Annotated in this window: 14 protein-coding genes; 11 read left to right on the top strand and 3 right to left on the bottom strand. The window is 74.0% G+C overall.

Translation table 11 applies throughout. The features are described from left to right. Nucleotides 1–8 precede the first annotated feature (8 nt). Both ACWGIS_RS26360 and ACWGIS_RS26365 read left to right on the top strand, forming a co-directional pair. Nucleotides 9–578 (top strand): GNAT family N-acetyltransferase, encoded by a 570-nt coding sequence (locus ACWGIS_RS26360; protein ID WP_453364920.1) that lies wholly within the window; start codon nucleotides 9–11, stop codon nucleotides 576–578. 102 nt (nucleotides 579–680) lie between these two features. Further along, nucleotides 681–2,372 (top strand): proline--tRNA ligase, encoded by a 1,692-nt coding sequence (locus ACWGIS_RS26365; RefSeq protein ID WP_453364921.1) that lies wholly within the window; start codon nucleotides 681–683, stop codon nucleotides 2,370–2,372. Between the two features lie 70 nt (nucleotides 2,373–2,442). Here ACWGIS_RS26365 and ACWGIS_RS26370 read toward each other — a convergent pair whose 3' ends face one another. From ACWGIS_RS26370 to ACWGIS_RS26380, 3 genes are read right to left on the bottom strand one after another with little or no spacing between them, the layout of a single operon-like run. Beyond that, nucleotides 2,443–3,348: an aminoglycoside phosphotransferase family protein gene (locus tag ACWGIS_RS26370; protein WP_453364922.1), complete on the bottom strand. Its 906-nt coding sequence runs from the start codon at nucleotides 3,346–3,348 to the stop codon at nucleotides 2,443–2,445. Between the two features lie 25 nt (nucleotides 3,349–3,373). Beyond that, nucleotides 3,374–3,859 (bottom strand): ferritin-like domain-containing protein, encoded by a 486-nt coding sequence (locus ACWGIS_RS26375; protein WP_453364923.1) that lies wholly within the window; start codon nucleotides 3,857–3,859, stop codon nucleotides 3,374–3,376. Continuing rightward, on the bottom strand, nucleotides 3,856–4,413 hold the full coding sequence (locus tag ACWGIS_RS26380; protein ID WP_453364924.1) for a hypothetical protein: 558 nt from the start codon (nucleotides 4,411–4,413) through the stop codon (nucleotides 3,856–3,858). The genes ACWGIS_RS26375 and ACWGIS_RS26380 overlap by 4 nt, the downstream gene beginning before the upstream one ends. Nucleotides 4,414–4,629: 216 nt before the next feature. Between ACWGIS_RS26380 and rimP the strand changes: the two genes are divergently transcribed. The 9 genes from rimP to ACWGIS_RS26425 all read left to right on the top strand — a co-directional run bounded on the left by rimP (nucleotide 4,630) and on the right by ACWGIS_RS26425 (nucleotide 17,513). Next, nucleotides 4,630–5,181 carry a ribosome maturation factor RimP gene (gene rimP / locus ACWGIS_RS26385; protein ID WP_453364925.1) on the top strand — a complete coding sequence of 184 codons (552 nt, stop codon included), beginning with the start codon at nucleotides 4,630–4,632 and terminating at the stop codon, nucleotides 5,179–5,181. Nucleotides 5,182–5,183: 2 nt separating this feature from the next. Continuing rightward, complete coding sequence (nusA, locus tag ACWGIS_RS26390) at nucleotides 5,184–6,179, top strand: transcription termination factor NusA (RefSeq protein WP_453364926.1); 996 nt, start codon at nucleotides 5,184–5,186, stop codon at nucleotides 6,177–6,179. A gap of 127 nt (nucleotides 6,180–6,306) precedes the next feature. Next, nucleotides 6,307–6,600 (top strand): YlxR family protein, encoded by a 294-nt coding sequence (locus tag ACWGIS_RS26395; RefSeq protein WP_453364927.1) that lies wholly within the window; start codon nucleotides 6,307–6,309, stop codon nucleotides 6,598–6,600. Nucleotides 6,601–6,748: 148 nt separating this feature from the next. Then, nucleotides 6,749–9,901, top strand: coding sequence for a translation initiation factor IF-2 (gene infB / locus ACWGIS_RS26400; protein ID WP_453364928.1), 3,153 nt, complete (start codon nucleotides 6,749–6,751; stop codon nucleotides 9,899–9,901). A 176-nt stretch (nucleotides 9,902–10,077) separates the two neighbouring features. Further along, complete coding sequence (locus tag ACWGIS_RS26405) at nucleotides 10,078–10,371, top strand: DUF503 domain-containing protein (RefSeq protein ID WP_453364929.1); 294 nt, start codon at nucleotides 10,078–10,080, stop codon at nucleotides 10,369–10,371. A gap of 33 nt (nucleotides 10,372–10,404) precedes the next feature. Beyond that, on the top strand, nucleotides 10,405–10,854 hold the full coding sequence (rbfA, locus tag ACWGIS_RS26410; protein WP_453364930.1) for a 30S ribosome-binding factor RbfA: 450 nt from the start codon (nucleotides 10,405–10,407) through the stop codon (nucleotides 10,852–10,854). Beyond that, on the top strand, nucleotides 10,851–11,756 hold the full coding sequence (gene truB, locus ACWGIS_RS26415; RefSeq protein WP_453364931.1) for a tRNA pseudouridine(55) synthase TruB: 906 nt from the start codon (nucleotides 10,851–10,853) through the stop codon (nucleotides 11,754–11,756). Before rbfA ends, truB begins: the two co-directional genes overlap by 4 nt. Before the next feature lie 730 nt (nucleotides 11,757–12,486). Continuing rightward, a complete protein-coding gene (locus tag ACWGIS_RS26420; protein ID WP_453364932.1) occupies nucleotides 12,487–16,422 on the top strand; it encodes a trypsin-like peptidase domain-containing protein in 3,936 nt (1,311 codons plus the stop codon). 137 nt (nucleotides 16,423–16,559) lie between these two features. After that, nucleotides 16,560–17,513, top strand: a complete 954-nt coding sequence (locus tag ACWGIS_RS26425; RefSeq protein WP_453364933.1) for a bifunctional riboflavin kinase/FAD synthetase — start codon at nucleotides 16,560–16,562, stop codon at nucleotides 17,511–17,513. Nucleotides 17,514–17,572 lie beyond the last annotated feature (59 nt).

The raw sequence follows: 17,572 nt of genomic DNA on the forward strand, positions 1-17,572 counted from the left end.
TCCCCGGCATGCTGCGCTTTCCCGGTCAGGGTCCCCACAGCCCCGACGACGTGGTCATCGGTCCGCTGGATCTCGCCGCACGGGTGGACGAGGCGCTCGCCGTGCAGGCCCTGGCCTTCGGACTCGGCGCCGACGAGATCGCCGTACGACGGCAGATCGTGCTGCGGCACCTGGTCTACCCCGGAGCCCGCGCCCTCGGCGCCACCACCACCGACGGACGGCTCGTCGGCTTCGTCTACGGCATGCCCAACGACCGCACCCACTGGTGGTCCACCGTCGTGGAGCCGTACCTGCGCGAACAGGGCCAGGACGGCTGGCTCGACAACTCCTTCGTGATCACCGAGCTGCACGTCCACCCCGAGCACCAGAACCGCGGTGTCGGCCGGGCCCTGATCACCACCATCACCGACGGCGCCGCCGAGCCCCGCTCCATCCTCTCCGCGATCGACACGGAGAGTCCCGCCCGCGGCCTGTACCGCTCGCTCGGCTACGAGGACCTGGCCCGCCGGGTGCTCTTCCCGAGCGCCCCGAAACCGTACGCGGTGATGGGCGCTCCGCTGCCGCTGCGGCACCGCTGAGGCGTCCCGGCCCGGCGGCGCGCGGGCAAACCGATTTCCACCGTCCCGTACCGCCCGGCTAACCTCCTTGCCATCACCCTTACGCAGCAGGAGTCGAGAATCATGGCCCAGGTCCAGCGCATGTCCCGTTTGATGGTCAAGACACTGCGTGACGACCCGGCGGACGCCGAGACGCTCAGCCACAAGCTGCTCGTCCGCGCCGGCTACGTGCGCCGCAACTCCGCGGGCATCTGGACCTGGCTGCCGCTGGGCAAAAAGGTCCTCGACAACATCTCCCGCGTCGTGCGCGAGGAGATGGACGCCATCGGCGCCCAGGAAGTGCTGCTGCCGGCCCTGCTGCCCAAGGAGCCCTACGAGGCGTCCGGCCGCTGGGAGGAGTACGGCGACCTGCTCTTCCGCCTCAAGGACCGCAAGGGCGGCGACTACCTCCTCGGCCCGACGCACGAGGAGATCTTCACCCTGCTCGTCAAGGACCAGTGCACGTCCTACAAGGACCTGCCGGTCATGCTCTACCAGATCCAGACGAAGTACCGCGACGAGGCCCGTCCGCGCTCCGGCGTGCTGCGCGGCCGCGAGTTCCAGATGAAGGACTCGTACTCCTTCGACACCACCGACGAGGGCCTCGCCGAGTCGTACGCGCTGCACCGCGCCGCGTACCGGAAGATCTTCGAGCGCCTCGGCCTGGACTACCGCATCGTCTCCGCCGTCTCCGGCGCGATGGGCGGCTCGGCCTCCGAGGAGTTCCTCGCCCCGGCCGCAGCCGGCGAGGACACCTTCGTCGACTGCCCGAACTGCGACTACGCGGCGAACACCGAGGCGGTCACCTTCGCCCTCGCGCCCGTCGACGCGGAGCACGGCCCGGTCGAGGAGCTGGACACCCCCGACACCCCGACCATCGAGACGCTCGCCGCGCACCTCGGCGTCCCCGCCTCCGCCACCCTGAAGAACCTGCTGGTCAAGGTCGACGGCGAGATCGTCGCCGTCGGCGTCCCCGGTGACCGCGAGGTCGACCTCGGCAAGCTCGGCGAGCACCTCGCGCCCGCCGTCGTGGAACTGGTGACGGCCGAGGACTTCGAGGGCCGCGACGACCTCGTCCGCGGGTACGTCGGGCCGCAGGGCCTGGACAAGGTCCGCTACGTCGCCGACCCGCGGGTGGCCCCCGGCACCGCCTGGATCACCGGCGCCAACAAGGCCGACAAGCACGCGAAGAACGTCGTCGCGGGCCGCGACTTCGAGGTGGACGACTACCTCGACGTCGTCGTGGTCGAGGAGGGCGACCCCTGCCCGAAGTGCGGCACCGGCCTCAAGCTGGACCGCGCCATCGAGATCGGCCACATCTTCCAGCTGGGCCGCAAGTACGCGGACACCTTCCAGCTCGACGTGCTCGGCCAGCAGGGCAAGCCGGTCCGCGTGACCATGGGCTCGTACGGCATCGGCGTCTCGCGCGCCGTGGCCGCGCTCGCGGAGCAGTCGGCGGACGAGCAGGGCCTGTGCTGGCCCAAGGAGATCGCCCCGGCCGACGTCCACGTGGTCGCCGCCGGCAAGGCCCTCCAGACCGAACTGGCCCTCGACGTCTCCGAGAAGCTGAGCGCGGCGGGCGTGCGGGTCCTGGTGGACGACCGGGCCGGCGTCTCGCCCGGCGTGAAGTTCACGGACGCCGAACTCATCGGCGTACCGAAGATCCTGGTCGCCGGCCGGCGCTCCGCCGAGGGCGTCCTGGAGCTCAAGGACCGCCGCACCGGCGAGCGCGAGGAGCTCACCGTCGACGAGGCGATCGCCCGCCTGTCCGCCTAGTCACCGACCTGGTCCGCCCGCGGCCCCGCGAAGGAACTTCTTCGCGGGGCCGCGGTCCGTCGTGCGCCGCTCAGAGCCAGCCCGCGAACTCCAGCAGCAGCTCCGCGTCCTGCGCCCGCCCGACGCGCCGCGCCCGTACGCCCGACTCGACCGCCCGGAACAGGGTCCAGCCGCGCAGCCGCTCCTGGTCCAGGTCCAGCGACTCGGCCAGCCGCTTCACCCGGCGGCGGGTGATCGACGCGCCCGACGGGGAGGCGATCAGGTCCTCCACCCGGTCCCGGACCAGCCGGGCCAGGTCGAAGGCGCACTCGCCGACCACCGGGTCGGGGCCCACGGCCAGCCACGGCATCCGCTCCCCGGCGAGCACCTTGCTCTGCCGGAAGGTGCCGTGCAGCAGCCGCTCCTCGGGAGGGCCGGCGAGCAGAGCCTCGCGCGCCGCGAGGGCCGCTTCCACCAGCGGCCCGGACTCGGCGTCGGCGTCCGCCCGCATCGCCTCGGCCTGTCGGCCCGTGCGTTCGGCCACCGTCTCGAAGACATGACCGGCGGGCGGTTCGACCCACAGCCGGCGCAGGGTGCCGGCGGCCTCCAGCAGCGCCTTCGCCTCGGGCAGCGAGCGCACCGACACCTCGGGGTGCAGCCGCTCCAGCAGCAGCACCCCCTGGGTGTCGCCGGGATTGAGGAGCTGTACGGCCCCGAAGCCGTCCCAGTGGGCGAGCGCCGCCCGTTCGTGCTCGGGGCGGGCCCGGCCGGGTGCCAGCTTCAGCACGGCGGGCGTCCCGTCCACCTGCCGGACCAGCACGACCAGGCTGCTGCGGCCACCGGGAGCCTGCACCCGCTCGACGGTCAACTCGCGTAGAGCGGTGGCCTGCCGGACCTGCTCGGGCAGCTTCTCCAGCCACTCGGCGACCCCGTCCGTCCCGTTCCGCCGCGTCTCGCCGAGCGCCCGCACGAGGCGCTGCGGCGGTTCGAAAGCCATGCGGAGGTGTTCCTTCCAGGTCGCCCTATGCCGGTGGACTCGCCGCGGCGGAGGGGCCGGCCGCCCGCTCGGCGAGACCAGGGAAGGCTACGCTCTCGCCGCGCCAGCGCACCGCCCGCACCGCCGCCTCCCTGAGCGCGTCCGCGGCGGTGCGCCGCCGCGCCCCCTCCGCGGCCCGCACCAGGTCGCCGTAGACGCCGGCCACCCGGTCCTCCAGCTCGGCGGCGAGCCGGACGGCCGCCGCCGAGTCCGGCACGGCGAACGGCAGCGCGTAGGCGGCCGCCGCGGCCACCGGCCGGCCGTCCAGGTCGCGCACGAGGCGCTCCAGCTCGTCGCGCCGGGCGCGGTGCGCGTCGTACGCCGCCCGCGCCTCGTCACGCCGCTCCCCGGAGATGCGGCCGCCGACCACGCCGTACCCGTAGACGGCGGCGTGCTCGGCGCCCAGCGCCGCCTGCAGAGCCTTCAGCTCGGCCGCCTTCGCGGTCCCGTCCTTGCCGCCCGGTGTGCTCACTTGCCGTCCTCCGTCAACAGATAGGCGTGGGCCGCTCCGGCCGCCGCGACCGACGCCAGCAGCCTGGCGAGCTCGCCCGGCAGTTCCAGCAGGTCCCTGGCGCGGCGGTCGGCCAGGGCGCGCTCCGCCGCCGCCAGCTCGGCCAGCGCGTCCTTCTCCCGTTCCGGCACGGCGGGCGAGGCGCTCGCGGAGGGAGCCGCGGCGCCCGACGCGGACGGCGAACCGGACGCGGGGCCCGGGGCCGACGGGGTGGCCGACGTGCGCAGGCCGGACGTGAACGCCTTCGCGTGGCGGACGACCTCGGCGCGCAGCGGGTCCAGCCGTGCGGCCAGGGGCGGATGCGCGGCGATCACGGCGGTGTAGCGCGCGGCCAGCGTCTCGCTGTCGCGGGCCGCACGCGCGCGTGCCCGGTCGCCCGCGGACGGCCCGGAGGTGGTGTCGGTGGGGGACTCGGAAGCGGAACAGCCCGCGAGCGCGAGAGCGCCCGCGGCCGACGCGAGCAGGCTCCTTCGGCGCGGCCCCGGCGGGGTGCGCGGCGGCAGGGTGAACGGCACGGCAGACGTCCTCGGCAGGCTCGAACGACAGGGAGGGCGGCACGCCCGCGATCACGGTACCCGCGCACCGGCCCGCCGTCCGCCAGCGGCTCTCCCGCGACCCGGCCCGCCGTCCCGCCCCACCACGGTGGACGGCAACACCCCTTGCGACCGGATACCCTTTCACCTGACACGCGACCTACCCACAACAGCACACGCGGCCGAGGAGTCACCCGGATGAGCACCACCCAGAGCGAGAGGCTGCGAGAACTGCTGGAACCGCTCGTCGGCTCTCAGGGACTCGATCTCGAGGAGATCGCAGTGGACTCGGTCGGGCGCAAGCGCGTGCTGCGTGTCGTCGTGGACTCGGACTCCGGTGCCGACCTCGACCAGATCGCCGATGTGAGCCGCGCGCTCTCGGCGAAGCTCGACGAGACGGACGCGATGGGCGAGGGCGAGTACACCCTCGAGGTCGGAACCCCCGGTGCCGAGCGCGAGCTCAAGGAGCACCGCCACTACGTGCGCGCCGTCGACCGGCTCGTGAGGTTCCAGCTGGCCGGGGACGACGAGGTGGTCGCCCGGATCCTGAAGGTCGACGAGGACGGCATCGACGTCGAGGTGCCCGGTGTGAAGGGGCGCAGGCCCACCACCAGGCGGCTCGCCTTCGCGGACGTCGCCAAGGCGCGCGTCCAGGTCGAGTTCAACCGCAAGAACAAGCAAGACCCGAACGACACGAACGACACGAACGACACGAACGACGAGAACGAAGAGAACGCAGAGGAGGCGTAGCCGTGGACATCGACATGAGTGCCCTGCGGGGCCTGGTACGGGAGAAGGAGATCTCCTTCGACCTGCTGGTCGGAGCGATCGAGTCGGCCCTCCTCATCGCCTACCACCGCACGGACGGAAGCCGCCGCCACGCGCGCGTGGAGCTCGACCGGGAGAGCGGTCACGTGACCGTGTGGGCGAAGGAGGACCCGTCCGACCTGGAGGAGGGGCAGGAGGCGCGCGAGTTCGACGACACACCGTCGGGATTCGGCCGTATCGCCGCCACCACCGCCAAGCAGGTGATCCTGCAGCGGCTGCGGGACGCCGAGGACGACGCGACGCTCGGTGAGTACGCCGGCCGGGAGGGCGACATCGTCACGGGCGTCGTCCAGCAGGGCCGCGACCCGAAGAACGTGATGGTCGACATCGGCAAGATGGAGGCCATCCTGCCGGTGCAGGAGCAGGTGCCCGGCGAGCAGTACCAGCACGGCACCCGCCTGCGCTCGTACGTCGTCCGCGTCGCCAAGGGCGTCCGCGGCCCGTCGGTGACCCTGTCCCGTACGCATCCCGCCCTGGTCAAGAAGCTGTTCGCCCTGGAGGTGCCGGAGATCGCCGACGGTTCCGTCGAGATCGCCGCCATCGCCCGTGAGGCCGGCCACCGCACCAAGATCGCGGTGCGCTCCACGCGCTCCGGGCTGAACGCCAAGGGCGCCTGCATCGGCCCGATGGGCGGCCGGGTGCGCAATGTCATGGCCGAGCTGAACGGCGAGAAGATCGACATCGTCGACTGGTCGGACGACCCGGCCGACATGGTGGCGAACGCGCTGTCCCCGGCCCGGGTGTCCAAGGTCGAGGTCGTGGACCTCGCCGCCCGCTCCGCGCGGGTGACGGTCCCGGACTACCAGCTGTCGCTGGCGATCGGCAAGGAGGGGCAGAACGCCCGCCTCGCCGCCCGGCTGACCGGCTGGCGCATCGACATCCGCCCGGACACCGAGCAGCCGGACGAGAAGCAGGACTGACGCGGGCGGGCGCGGCCGGGAACGGATCCCGGCCGCGTGACGCTTTGATCACGACAGTTTTACGCACGGCAACTGTTCGATACCTGCCCCGAAGGGGTGAGGTCCGTGCGGGGAGGTAGACTTAAGAGTGTCTGGCCGGACGCGAGACCGTGCATGCCCTGAACGCACCTGTGTGGGGTGCCGGGAGCGAGCGGCCAAGACCGATCTGCTGCGCATCGTGGCGATCGAGGACGCGTGCGTCCCTGATCTTCGCGGTACGCTGCCCGGCCGGGGTGCGTACATCCACCCCGCCGTGGTCTGTCTCGACCTGGCGGTCCGCCGCCGGGCGGTCCCACGGGCGCTGCGTGCCCAGGGACCGCTCGACACGAAGGCGCTGCGCCGAGTGGTCGAGGAGACGGTTGCCGAGCAGGCAACACCGTAAGACGTGTGTCGCACGGAACCCCGTGCGGCCCCGGTACCCCGCGAGTTGGAAGTAGGTCGAGATTGCGATGAGCACTCGATGAGCACGCGATGAGTACGCCCATGAAGTAGCGACGGTCCGGACGCAACCCGGACCTAAAAGGAGCGATGTGGCTAAGGTCCGGGTATACGAACTCGCCAAGGAGTTCGGGGTGGAGAGCAAGGCCGTCATGGCCAAGCTCCAGGAACTCGGTGAATTCGTCCGTTCGGCGTCCTCGACGATCGAGGCGCCCGTTGTACGCAAGCTGACCGATGCTTTCCAGCAGGGCAGCAACGGCGGCGGCAAGTCCGCCCCGCGCAAGTCTTCGCCGGCTCGTCCGGCAGCCCCCTCACCGGCGCAGGCGGCCCGTCCGGCCGCCCCGCGCCCGCCGGCCCCCAAGCCGGCCGCGGCCGAGAAGCCGGCGGCGCCCGCCGCTCCGGCCGCTCCGGTCACCCCCGCGGCTCCGGGCCCGCGCCCGGGTCCCAAGCCCGCCCCGAAGCCCGCTCCGGCGGCTCCGGCGGCCCCGGCTCCGGCGGCGCCCGAGTTCACCGCGCCCCCGTCGGCCCCGGCGGCTCCCGCCGCCCCCGCCGCGGGTGCCCGTCCGGGCGCTCCGCGTCCCGGCAACCAGGCCCCGCGTCCCGGTGCCCGTCCCGCCGGTGGTCCCGGCCAGGGCGGCCAGGGCCGTGGTGACCGTCCCGAGCGCGGCGACCGCGGTGACCGTCAGGGCGCCCCGCGTCCCGGCGGCCAGGCCCCGCGTCCGGGCGCTCGTCCGGCCGGTCCCCGTCCGGGCAACAACCCCTTCACCTCTGGTGGCTCCACCGGCATGGCGCGCCCGCAGGCGCCCCGTCCGGGCGGCGCTCCGCGTCCCGGTGGCCCCGGTGCCCCGGGCGCCCCGCGTCCGCAGGGCGCAGGCCAGGGTGGTCCCCGTCCGCAGGGCGGTCCCGGTGGCGCTCCGCGTCCCCAGGGCCAGGGCGGCGCCCGTCCGAGCCCGGGCGGCATGCCCCGTCCGCAGGGCGGCGCTCCGCGTCCCGGCGGCGCTCCCGGCGGCAACCGTCCGAACCCCGGCATGATGCCGCAGCGTCCCGCTGCGGGTCCGCGTCCCGGCGGTGGCCCCGGCGGTGGCCGCGGTCCCGGCGGCGGCGGTCGTCCCGGCGGTGCCGGTGGCGGCGGTCGTCCGGGTGGCGGCGGCGGCTTCGCCGGCCGTCCCGGTGGCGGCGGCGGCGGTTTCGCGGGTCGTCCCGGTGGCCCCGGTGGCGGTGGCGGCGGTTTCGCCGGCCGTCCGGGTGGTCCCGGTGGCGGCGGCGGTGGCCGTCCCGGCTTCGGCGGTCGTCCGGGTGGTCCCGGTGGCCGTGGTGGCACGCAGGGTGCGTTCGGCCGTCCCGGCGGGCCCGCCCGTCGTGGCCGCAAGTCGAAGCGGCAGAGGCGCCAGGAGTACGAGGCCATGCAGGCCCCGTCGGTCGGCGGCGTCATGCTGCCTCGCGGCAACGGACAGTCCGTCCGCCTGTCGCGCGGTGCGTCCCTCACCGACTTCGCCGAGAAGATCAACGCCAACCCGGCGTCGCTCGTCGGCGTGATGATGAACCTCGGCGAGATGGTCACTGCCACGCAGTCCGTCTCCGACGAGACGCTGAAGCTCCTCGCGGACGAGATGAACTTCGTCCTCGAGATCGTCAGCCCCGAGGAGGAGGACCGCGAGCTGCTCGAGTCCTTCGACATCGAGTTCGGCGAGGACGAGGGCGACGAGGAAGACCTCGTGGTCCGTCCGCCGGTCGTGACCGTCATGGGTCACGTCGACCACGGTAAGACCCGACTCCTCGACACCATCCGCAAGACGAACGTCGTCGCGGGCGAGGCCGGCGGCATCACGCAGCACATCGGTGCGTACCAGGTCGCCACCGAGGTCAACGGTGAAGAGCGCAAGATCACCTTCATCGACACCCCCGGTCACGAGGCGTTCACCGCCATGCGTGCCCGTGGTGCCAAGTCGACCGACATCGCGATCCTCGTGGTGGCGGCCAACGACGGTGTGATGCCCCAGACGATCGAGGCGCTGAACCACGCCAAGGCGGCCGACGTGCCGATCGTGGTCGCGGTCAACAAGATCGACGTCGAGGGTGCCGACCCGACCAAGGTGCGCGGTCAGCTCACCGAGTTCGGTCTGGTGGCCGAGGAGTACGGCGGCGACACGATGTTCGTCGACATCTCCGCCAAGCAGGGCCTCAACATCGAGAGCCTGCTGGAGGCCGTGGTCCTCACCGCGGACGCCTCGCTCGACCTGCGGGCCAACCCGGAGCAGGACGCGCAGGGCATCGCGATCGAGTCCCACCTCGACCGTGGCCGCGGTGCCGTCTCGACGGTCCTGGTCCAGCGCGGCACGCTGCGCATCGGCGACACCATGGTGGTCGGCGACGCGTACGGCCGAGTCCGGGCGATGCTCGACGACAACGGCAACAACGTCGAGGAAGCGGGTCCGTCGACCCCCGTCCTGGTCCTGGGTCTCACCAACGTCCCGGGTGCCGGCGACAACTTCCTCGTCGTCGACGAGGACCGCACGGCACGCCAGATCGCCGAGAAGCGCGCGGCGCGTGAGCGCAACGCCAACTTCGCCCGGCGCGGAGTCCGGTTCTCCCTGGAGAACCTGGACGAGGCGCTCAAGGCCGGCCTGGTGCAGGAACTCAACCTCATCATCAAGGGCGACGCGTCCGGTTCGGTGGAGGCTCTCGAGTCCTCGCTGCTCCAGCTCGACGTCGGCGACGAGGTCGACATCCGCGTCCTGCACCGCGGTGTGGGTGCGGTCACCGAGTCGGACATCAACCTGGCGACCGGCTCCGACGCCATCGTCATCGGCTTCAACGTCCGCGCTGCGGGCCGCGCGGCGCAGATGGCGGAGCGCGAGGGCGTCGACGTCCGGTACTACTCGGTGATCTACCAGGCCATCGAGGAGATCGAGGCGGCCCTGAAGGGCATGCTGAAGCCGGAGTACGAGGAGGTCGAGCTCGGCACGGCGGAGATCCGCGAGGTCTTCAAGTCGTCCAAGCTGGGCAACATCGCCGGTGTCCTGGTCCGCTCGGGCGAGGTCAAGCGCAACACCAAGGCGCGCCTCGTCCGCGACGGCAAGGTCATCGCGGAGAACCTCAACATCTCCGGGCTGCGTCGCTTCAAGGACGACGTCACCGAGATCCGCGAAGGCTTCGAGGGCGGTATCAACCTCGGAAACTTCAACGACATCAAGGTCGACGACGTCATCGCGACGTACGAGATGCGCGAGAAGCCGCGCTCGTAAGGCGGTTGTGTGAGCTGGCCGGCGGTGACAAGTCACCGCCGGCCAGCTTGCCGTTTGCCGGGGCCGCGCCCCGGAAACCCTGTCGAGGACGCCGGCCCTTCGATGTACGGTTCTGATGTCCCGCCACACACGTGGCCGGGCCATCTACCCCGTACCGGCGGGACATCCGGACTCACATGTACGTGGGGACTCTGTCCTTCGACCTGCTCCTCGGCGACGTCCACTCGCTGAAGGAGAAGCGCTCTCTCGTCCGGCCGATCGTCGCCGAACTCCAGCGGAAGTACCCGGTGAGTGTGGCGGAGACGGGCCATCAGGACCTTCACCGCAGGGCCGAGATCGGCCTGGCGGTGGTCTCCGGAGACACCGAGCACCTCACCGACGTACTGGACCGGTGCGAACGGCTCGTCGCGGCGCGACCGGAGGTGGAGCTGCTGTCCGTACGGCGCAGACTCCACAAAGACGAAGACTGACGGAACAAGCAAGGCGAAGAAGGAGACGGACCAGTGGCCGACAACGCGCGGGCGAAGAGGCTGGCGGACCTCATTCGAGAGGTGGTGGCCCAGAAGCTGCAGCGCGGGATCAAGGACCCGCGGCTCGGTTCGCATGTGACCATCACGGACACCCGGGTCACCGGGGACCTCCGGGAGGCGACCGTCTTCTACACGGTGTACGGGGACGACGAGGAGCGGGCGGCCGCGGCCGCGGGCCTGGAGAGCGCCAAGGGCGTGCTCAGGTCCGCCGTGGGCGCGGCGGCCGGCGTGAAGTTCACGCCGACCCTGACCTTCGTGGCGGACGCCCTGCCGGACACCGCCAAGACCATCGAGGACCTCCTCGACAAGGCGCGCGCCTCCGACGCGAAGGTGCGCGAGGTCTCGGCGGGCGCCGCCTTCGCCGGTGACGCCGACCCGTACAAGAAGCCGGACGAGGACGACGAGGACGACGCCGCCGAATGACGGAGAAGCACAGGACGCCCGACGGGCTTGTCGTCGTCGACAAGCCGTCGGGCTTCACTTCGCACGACGTGGTCGCCAAGATGCGCGGGATCGCCAGGACCCGTCGGGTCGGCCACGCCGGCACCCTCGACCCCATGGCGACGGGCGTGCTCGTCCTCGGCGTCGAGAAGGCGACCAAGCTGCTCGGGCACCTCGCGCTGACCGAGAAGGAGTACCTCGGCACGATCCGGCTCGGGCAGAACACGCTGACGGACGACGCGGAGGGCGACATCACGTCCTCGGCCGACGCCTCGGGTGTGAAGCGCGACGCCATCGACGCCGGCATCGCCAAGCTGAGCGGCCGGATCATGCAGGTGCCGTCGAAGGTCAGCGCCATCAAGATCGACGGCGTCCGCTCGTACAAGCGGGCACGTGAGGGCGAGGACTTCGAGATCCCGGCCCGGCCGGTGACCATCTCCTCGTTCGCGGTGTACGACGTCCGGGACGCGGTCGCCGAGGACGGCACGCCCGTGCTCGACCTGATCGTGTCCGTCGTCTGCTCCTCCGGCACCTACATCCGGGCGCTCGCCCGGGACCTGGGTGCGGACCTCGGCGTGGGCGGCCATCTGACCGCCCTGCGCCGCACCCGCGTCGGCCCGTACAAGCTGGACACGGCGCGGACCCTCGACCAGCTCCAGCAGGAGCTGACCGTGATGCCGATCGCCGAGGCCGCGGCCGCCGCGTTCCCCCGCTGGGACGTCGACGAGCGGCGGGCCCGGCTGCTCCTGAACGGCGTGCGCCTGGACATGCCCGAGGAGTACGCGGGCGCCGGTGCCGTCGCCGTCTACGACCCCACCGGCCGCTTCCTCGCGCTGGTGGAGGCACAGAAGGGCAAGGCGAAGAGCCTGGCCGTGTTCGGCTGAGGCGCGCGCCGGGCGGTCCCCGTCCGGCTGCTCCGCGCTGCCGGCTTTCGGTCGTCGGGCGGTGCCGCGCAGGAGTCACGCGCAGGAATCAGGGGCGGTGCCACGTCGGAAGCGACGGGTGCCGCCCTTCGGCTGTCGCGGGAGCCGGTGCCGACGGAGCCGTCGTGCCGGTGATGCAGGCGGTGCTGGTAGTACGCGCGATGCTGGCGGTGCTGGTCGTGCCCCGGGTGCAAGCGGTGCTTGTTGTGCCCGTGGTGCAAGCGGTGCTGTCGTGTCGGCGGTGTCGGCGGTGTCGGCGGTGGGGGGAACGCGGGCGGGCCGGTCGTCCGCTACGGGCACCGTCCTTCGGCTGTCGCGGGAGCCGTTCCGCCGGTGAGGGCTGTGGGGGTGGGCCGGTCCTTCGCGCCCGGTCACCTCGTGAACGGAGTCCCGTCGGGGCCGCGGGCCCGGGACGGTGACCGCTTCGAAGGTGGCGCCGGGCCCGGGGGCCGTCCGTGTGGCCGGTGTCCGTGGAGCGGCGGTCACGGGGTTGTCGCTGATCGCCGCTCCACGGTCCCCCCTCGGTTCCCCCACCCAAGGGTCTGTCCATCCCCCTCCCTCCATTCACCCCTTCGGGCGGGCGCTCGGAGTGAAGCGAGGGAGCGGAAGGGGGCGCGTTCACCACGCGATCTGTTCCGCCGGTCAACCGGTGCCTACCGTCGGAAACAGGCACACTCCGGGAGGTTCGACCATGGCGGGACGTGGCCCTCGGACCGGGGGCCGGCGGACACCGGGCGCCGCCCCCGAGGCGGCCCCGGACACGGCCCTGGTGCAGGTGCGCGACCTCGCGGGACGCCCGCGCGGCACGGGGTTCGCCGCCGACCACCACGGCACCGTCGTCACCAGTCACGAGGCGGTGGACGGCCTGGCCCGCCTGGTCCTGCACGCGCCCGGCGGCCGTACCTGCATCGTCGGCGCGGACGCGGTGACCGCGCTGCCCGAGACGGACCTCGCGCTCGTACGCACCGAGGACCTCGGCCTGGACCCGCTCCCCGTCACCGTGCGGGACCGGATCGGGACGGGCGCGTACGTCCGGATCGCCGCGGGCGGCTGGCGGGAGGCACGCGTCCTCGGCGCGACCCGGGCGACGTACGCGGCGACGGACCGCTTCCACCTGCTCGACGCCGCCCTGGAGCTGGCGATCGGGACGGCGGGCGCGGACGCGCTGCGGCTCGGCGGCGGCGCCGCCGGGGGACCGGTGCTCGACGCGGCGACCGGTGCCGTCGTGGCGGTCCTCGGCACCGCGCTGCGCACCGGACACCCGGCAGCAGGACTGGCCGTCCCCCTGCGCGCCGCCGGAATCCCGCCCGTGCTCGCGGACCTGCTGGAGCGCAACGCCTCCACGGTGCCCGCGTACGGCGCCGACCTGAACCTGGCGGGCGTACTGGAACTCACGGCCACGTCGCTGGGGTCGGACGGGCCGGCCGGGGCGTTCGGCGGGGGCGCCTCCTTCCCGCGCGGGGGCTCCGCGCACCCGCGCGGAGGGACGTGGGCGGAGCCGGGGGACGGCTGTCCGTCCGCGGCTGCGGGGGCCGCGGAGAGCGCGGCCGAGCAGGCCCGGACGGGCTTCGGGACCGGGAGTCTCGCCGTGGCGCCCGAGTCGGCCGAGCGGCCCGACGTCATCGAGGAGTTCGGGGCGTTCGCGGCCGGCGGGGCGGCCGTCCTCGCGCTCGTCGGGCGGCCGGGCAGCGGCCGTACGACGGAGCTCGCCGCCCTCGCCGCCCGCCGGACCGGGGGCCCCGAACCGGCGCCCACGCTGTGGCTGCGCGGCGCCGACCTGCTGGCGACGGACACCTCGGTGGCCGACGCGGCGGCACGGGCACTGGAGCGGGCGGCGCGGATCGTGGCGGCCCCGGAAGCCGGACTCCCGGACCGCGCGCCGTCCTCCGTGGGCGGCGACGGCGACCTCGGGGACCTCGGTCCCGGCCGGCCGGCGCGGCTGGCGCGGGCCGCCGGACGTCCTCTGCTGCTGATCCTCGACAGCCCCGAGGAGATGCCGCCCGAACTGGCCCACCGGCTCGCCGAGTGGACGGCGGGGACCGCCGCGTGGCTCCGGGAGAGCGGCGCGCGGCTGGTCGTCGGGTGCCGCGAGGAGTACTGGGAGCAGGCGGGGGAGGCGTTCCCGCGCGAGCTGCTGCACGGCGCGGGCCCGGAAGGCGGCCGGGAACCGCTGCGGGACCGCGCGCCGCGCGCCGACGCCCGGCCGGACGACGTGCCGCGGGCCGACGGGGACCGGCTGCCGCCCTGCGTGCGGCTCGGTGACCTGGGCGAGGAGGCGGCCCGGCGGGCCCGCGCGCGCCACGGGATCCCCGAGGGCCTCCTCCAGGACGCCGACGCCCGCCACCCGCTGACCCTGCGGCTGCTGGCGGAGGTACGGGCCGCCCTGCCCGCCCCGCTCGACGCGATGACCGTGCGGCCCCTCGGCCGGGACGAGGTCTTCGCCGCCTACCTGGACCTGATGTGCCTGCGCGTCGCGGTCCGGCTCGCCGCGGCGAACGGCCTGCGCGGCACGGACGTACGACGGCTCGCCGCGCGGGTCTCCGGGCAGGTCCACGAGGCCGCGCGGCGCTGCCTCGGGCCAGGACAGGGGGAGTTGGACCGGGCGGCCTTCGAGTCCGTGTTCCCCTGGGGACCGGCCCCCGCGAGCCGCCTCGGCGCCACCACGGGCTGGGCCTCCGCCGTCCTCGCCGAGGGACTCGTCGTGCCCGCGGGCACCGGCTACCGCTTCGCCCACGAGGAACTCGCCGACTGGATCCAGGGCACCCACCTCGACGTGGACGCGGCCCTGCACGCCCTCGTCCACCGGGCCCCCGTCCCGCCCGGACCGGACGGCGACCCGGCCGGCCCCCGCCGCAGGTCCCGGACCGCGCGCGGGGCCGCCGCGGACGCCCGGCGCCACGCGCTGCCCGTGCCGCGCCACCGCATCGGCCCGGTCGTGCAGGCGCTGCTCCTGCTGGACCGGCAGCACGCCCACGCGGAGCTCACCGGCCGCCTGGAGGACCTGGTCGACGCCGTGGACGCCCTGCTGCCCGCGGCGCCCGAGCCGCCCGGCGACGCCCTCTGGTGGGCCGCTCACCTCCTCCGCGACGTCCTGACGCGCGTGCCCGACGCGAGCCCGTACTCCGGTGTGCTGCGGCTGCTCGCCGGGCGCATCGTGACCTGGCGGGCCCAAGAGCGGCGCGTGCCGGGGGAGTTCGGGCCGTGGTTCTGGGAGACGGTACGGCTGCCCGGCGCGGAGCGGTTCGAGCTGCTGCGGCGGCTGGTCGTCGCGGACGAGGCGCCGCACCCGGCGGACCCAGGACGGGGGACGCCCGCCCAGCAGCCGTGGCGGGCGGACGGCGGCGCCGCGGACGACCCGGCGGACGCGACCGCCACATCCGGGGAGCCGGGGGAGCCCGAGGCGGCCCGGCCCCGGACGCCCCGCTACCTGGACGCCGTGGCCCGCCTCCTCGCCGCCGACCCCACCGCCGCACTGCCCCACCTCACCCGCTGGTTCGACGACGAGCGCCCGCTGCCCGCCACGCCGGACGCCACCGTGGCGACCGCGGCGCAGGCCCTGCTGTACGCCCACCGCCGGCGCGCCCTGGACGACCTGACCGAGGCGCTGGTCGGCAGCGCGCACCGGCGCGGCGACGAACTCCTCGCCGTGCTCGCCGAGGAGGAGCCGTCCGCCGTCTGCCGGGCGGTCGACCGGTGGGCCCACGACGAGCGCCCGGCGAGGCACGTGGCGGCGATGACGTACGGGCTGCGGACCGCGCCGCACGCCCGCACGGAAGCCGACCGCGAACTGCTGCGGTACGCGGCGCTGTCCCTGCTCGCCCGCCCGGACGGCGCCGCGCACGGTGCGGCGCTCGCCCTCCTCGTGGCCGACCCCCGGACCCGGGCCCGGCACCTGCCCCAGGCACTCGGACGGTTCACCGCCGGCGATCCGCAGCTGCCCGCCGGCGCGCTCGTCACCGCCCTCGCCACCCACCCCGAGCAGGTGCTGGACGCCTTCGCGGCGCGACTGCGGCGGCCGGGACCGGACGCGGGCGAGCTGCTGCGCCCCCTCACCGACGCCACCACGCCCGCCCTCGCCCACCGCGTCGCCGGGCTCGTGCGCCAGGTCGCCGAGCTGTGCCCCGACGCCGCCGGGCACGTGGCCGACCGCGTCGAACGGCGCCTTGAGGACGACCACGACGCCCGCGCCGTACTCGTCCCGCTGCTCACCGGGCTGCTCGACGGCGGCCCGCCCGCGCTGCGGGCGGGCCTCGTGCCCGTCCTGGCGGCCCCGGGCAGTCCCCGCTCGCGCCCGCTCCGGCACGAGCTGCTGGAACTGCTGCTCGCCGGTGAGCGCGACCTGACCGTCCTCGGCGCCCTGCTGCGGGCCGCCGCGGCGGGAGCGGCACGCGGCGACGAGGCCCACGCCCGCGAGCTGGTCCGCCGCGCCGGCCTGCTGCTCGTCCGTACGCCCGACGGCGCCACCCTGTTCGACTGCGGTCTGGTCGACCTGGCCCGCGGTGTGCCGGGGTTCGCGGCCCTGGTCGCGGGCTGGCTCAGCGACGCCCCGCAGGACTGGTCGGCGGTCGTGGGACCCGGCGCCCGGCGCATGATCGAGAACCTGGCGGGCGTGCGGGTGCCCGCCTGAACCCGGTCCGGGAGTATGCGCCCCGTCACAGCCTCCATGCCGATGCGAGCCGACGCCCCGCGGCATGGCACCCTTAGACCTGCGTAGCGGCAACCACGGACACGGGTTCGACGAGTTTGCGACAAGGAGCAGTCACAGTGCAGCGCTGGCGTGGCTTGGAGGACATCCCCGAGGACTGGGGGCGCAGCGTCGTCACCATCGGTTCCTACGACGGGGTGCACCGCGGGCACCAGCTGATCATCCGGCATGCCGTGGACCGCGCCCGCGAGCTGGGCGTCCCCTCCGTCGTCGTCACGTTCGACCCGCATCCGAGCGAGGTCGTGCGCCCCGGCAGCCATCCCCCGCTGCTCGCCCCGCACCACCGGCGCGCCGAGCTGATGGCCGGACTGGGTGTGGACGCCCTGCTGATCCTCCCCTTCACCACCGAGTTCTCGAAGCTGTCGCCCGCCGACTTCGTCGCCAAGGTCCTGGTCGACAAGCTCCGCGCGAAGGCCGTCGTGGAGGGCCCCAACTTCCGCTTCGGCCACAAGGCCGCGGGCGACGTCGACTTCCTGCGCGAGCAGGGGCGGACGTACGACTTCGAGGTCGAGGTCGTCGACCTGTACGTGACCGGTGACGCCGGAGGCGGCGAGCCCTTCTCCTCCACCCTGACCCGCCGACTGATCGCGGACGGCGACATCCAGGGTGCGCGGGAGATCCTCGGCCGTCCGCACCGCGTCGAGGGCGTCGTCGTGCGCGGTGCCCAGCGCGGGCGCGAGCTCGGCTTCCCCACGGCCAACGTCGAGACGCTCCCGCACACGGCGATCCCCGCCGACGGCGTCTACGCGGGCTGGCTGCACGCCCAGGGCGAGAGCATGCCCGCCGCGATCTCCGTCGGGACGAACCCGCAGTTCGACGGCACCGAGCGGACCGTCGAGGCGTACGCCATCGACCGGGTCGGCCTGGACCTGTACGGCCTGCACGTCGCCGTCGACTTCCTCGCCTTCGTCCGCGGCCAGGCCAGGTTCGACTCCATCGACGAACTGCTGGTCGCCATCCGGGACGACGTGAAGCGCTCCCGCGAACTGATCGAGGCGTACGAGGGCGAGTAGGCCCGCTTCTCGGAACGTGTGCGGAGGGCCGGTGCCGAGCACCGGCCCTCACCGCATTT

This window comes from Streptomyces sp. NPDC054842 (genome assembly GCF_053611025.1).

Excerpts from the sequence above, each read along its gene's own strand:
- ACWGIS_RS26360 (WP_453364920.1), top strand. The coding sequence starts at position 9 with ATGCTGCGCTTTCCCGGTCAGGGTCCCCACAGCCCCGACGACGTGGTC.
- ACWGIS_RS26365 (WP_453364921.1), top strand. The coding sequence starts at position 681 with ATGGCCCAGGTCCAGCGCATGTCCCGTTTGATGGTCAAGACACTGCGT.
- ACWGIS_RS26370 (WP_453364922.1), bottom strand. The coding sequence starts at position 3,348 with ATGGCTTTCGAACCGCCGCAGCGCCTCGTGCGGGCGCTCGGCGAGACG.
- rimP (WP_453364925.1), top strand. The coding sequence starts at position 4,630 with ATGAGCACCACCCAGAGCGAGAGGCTGCGAGAACTGCTGGAACCGCTC.
- ACWGIS_RS26405 (WP_453364929.1), top strand. The coding sequence starts at position 10,078 with ATGTACGTGGGGACTCTGTCCTTCGACCTGCTCCTCGGCGACGTCCAC.
- truB (WP_453364931.1), top strand. The coding sequence starts at position 10,851 with ATGACGGAGAAGCACAGGACGCCCGACGGGCTTGTCGTCGTCGACAAG.
- ACWGIS_RS26420 (WP_453364932.1), top strand. The coding sequence starts at position 12,487 with ATGGCGGGACGTGGCCCTCGGACCGGGGGCCGGCGGACACCGGGCGCC.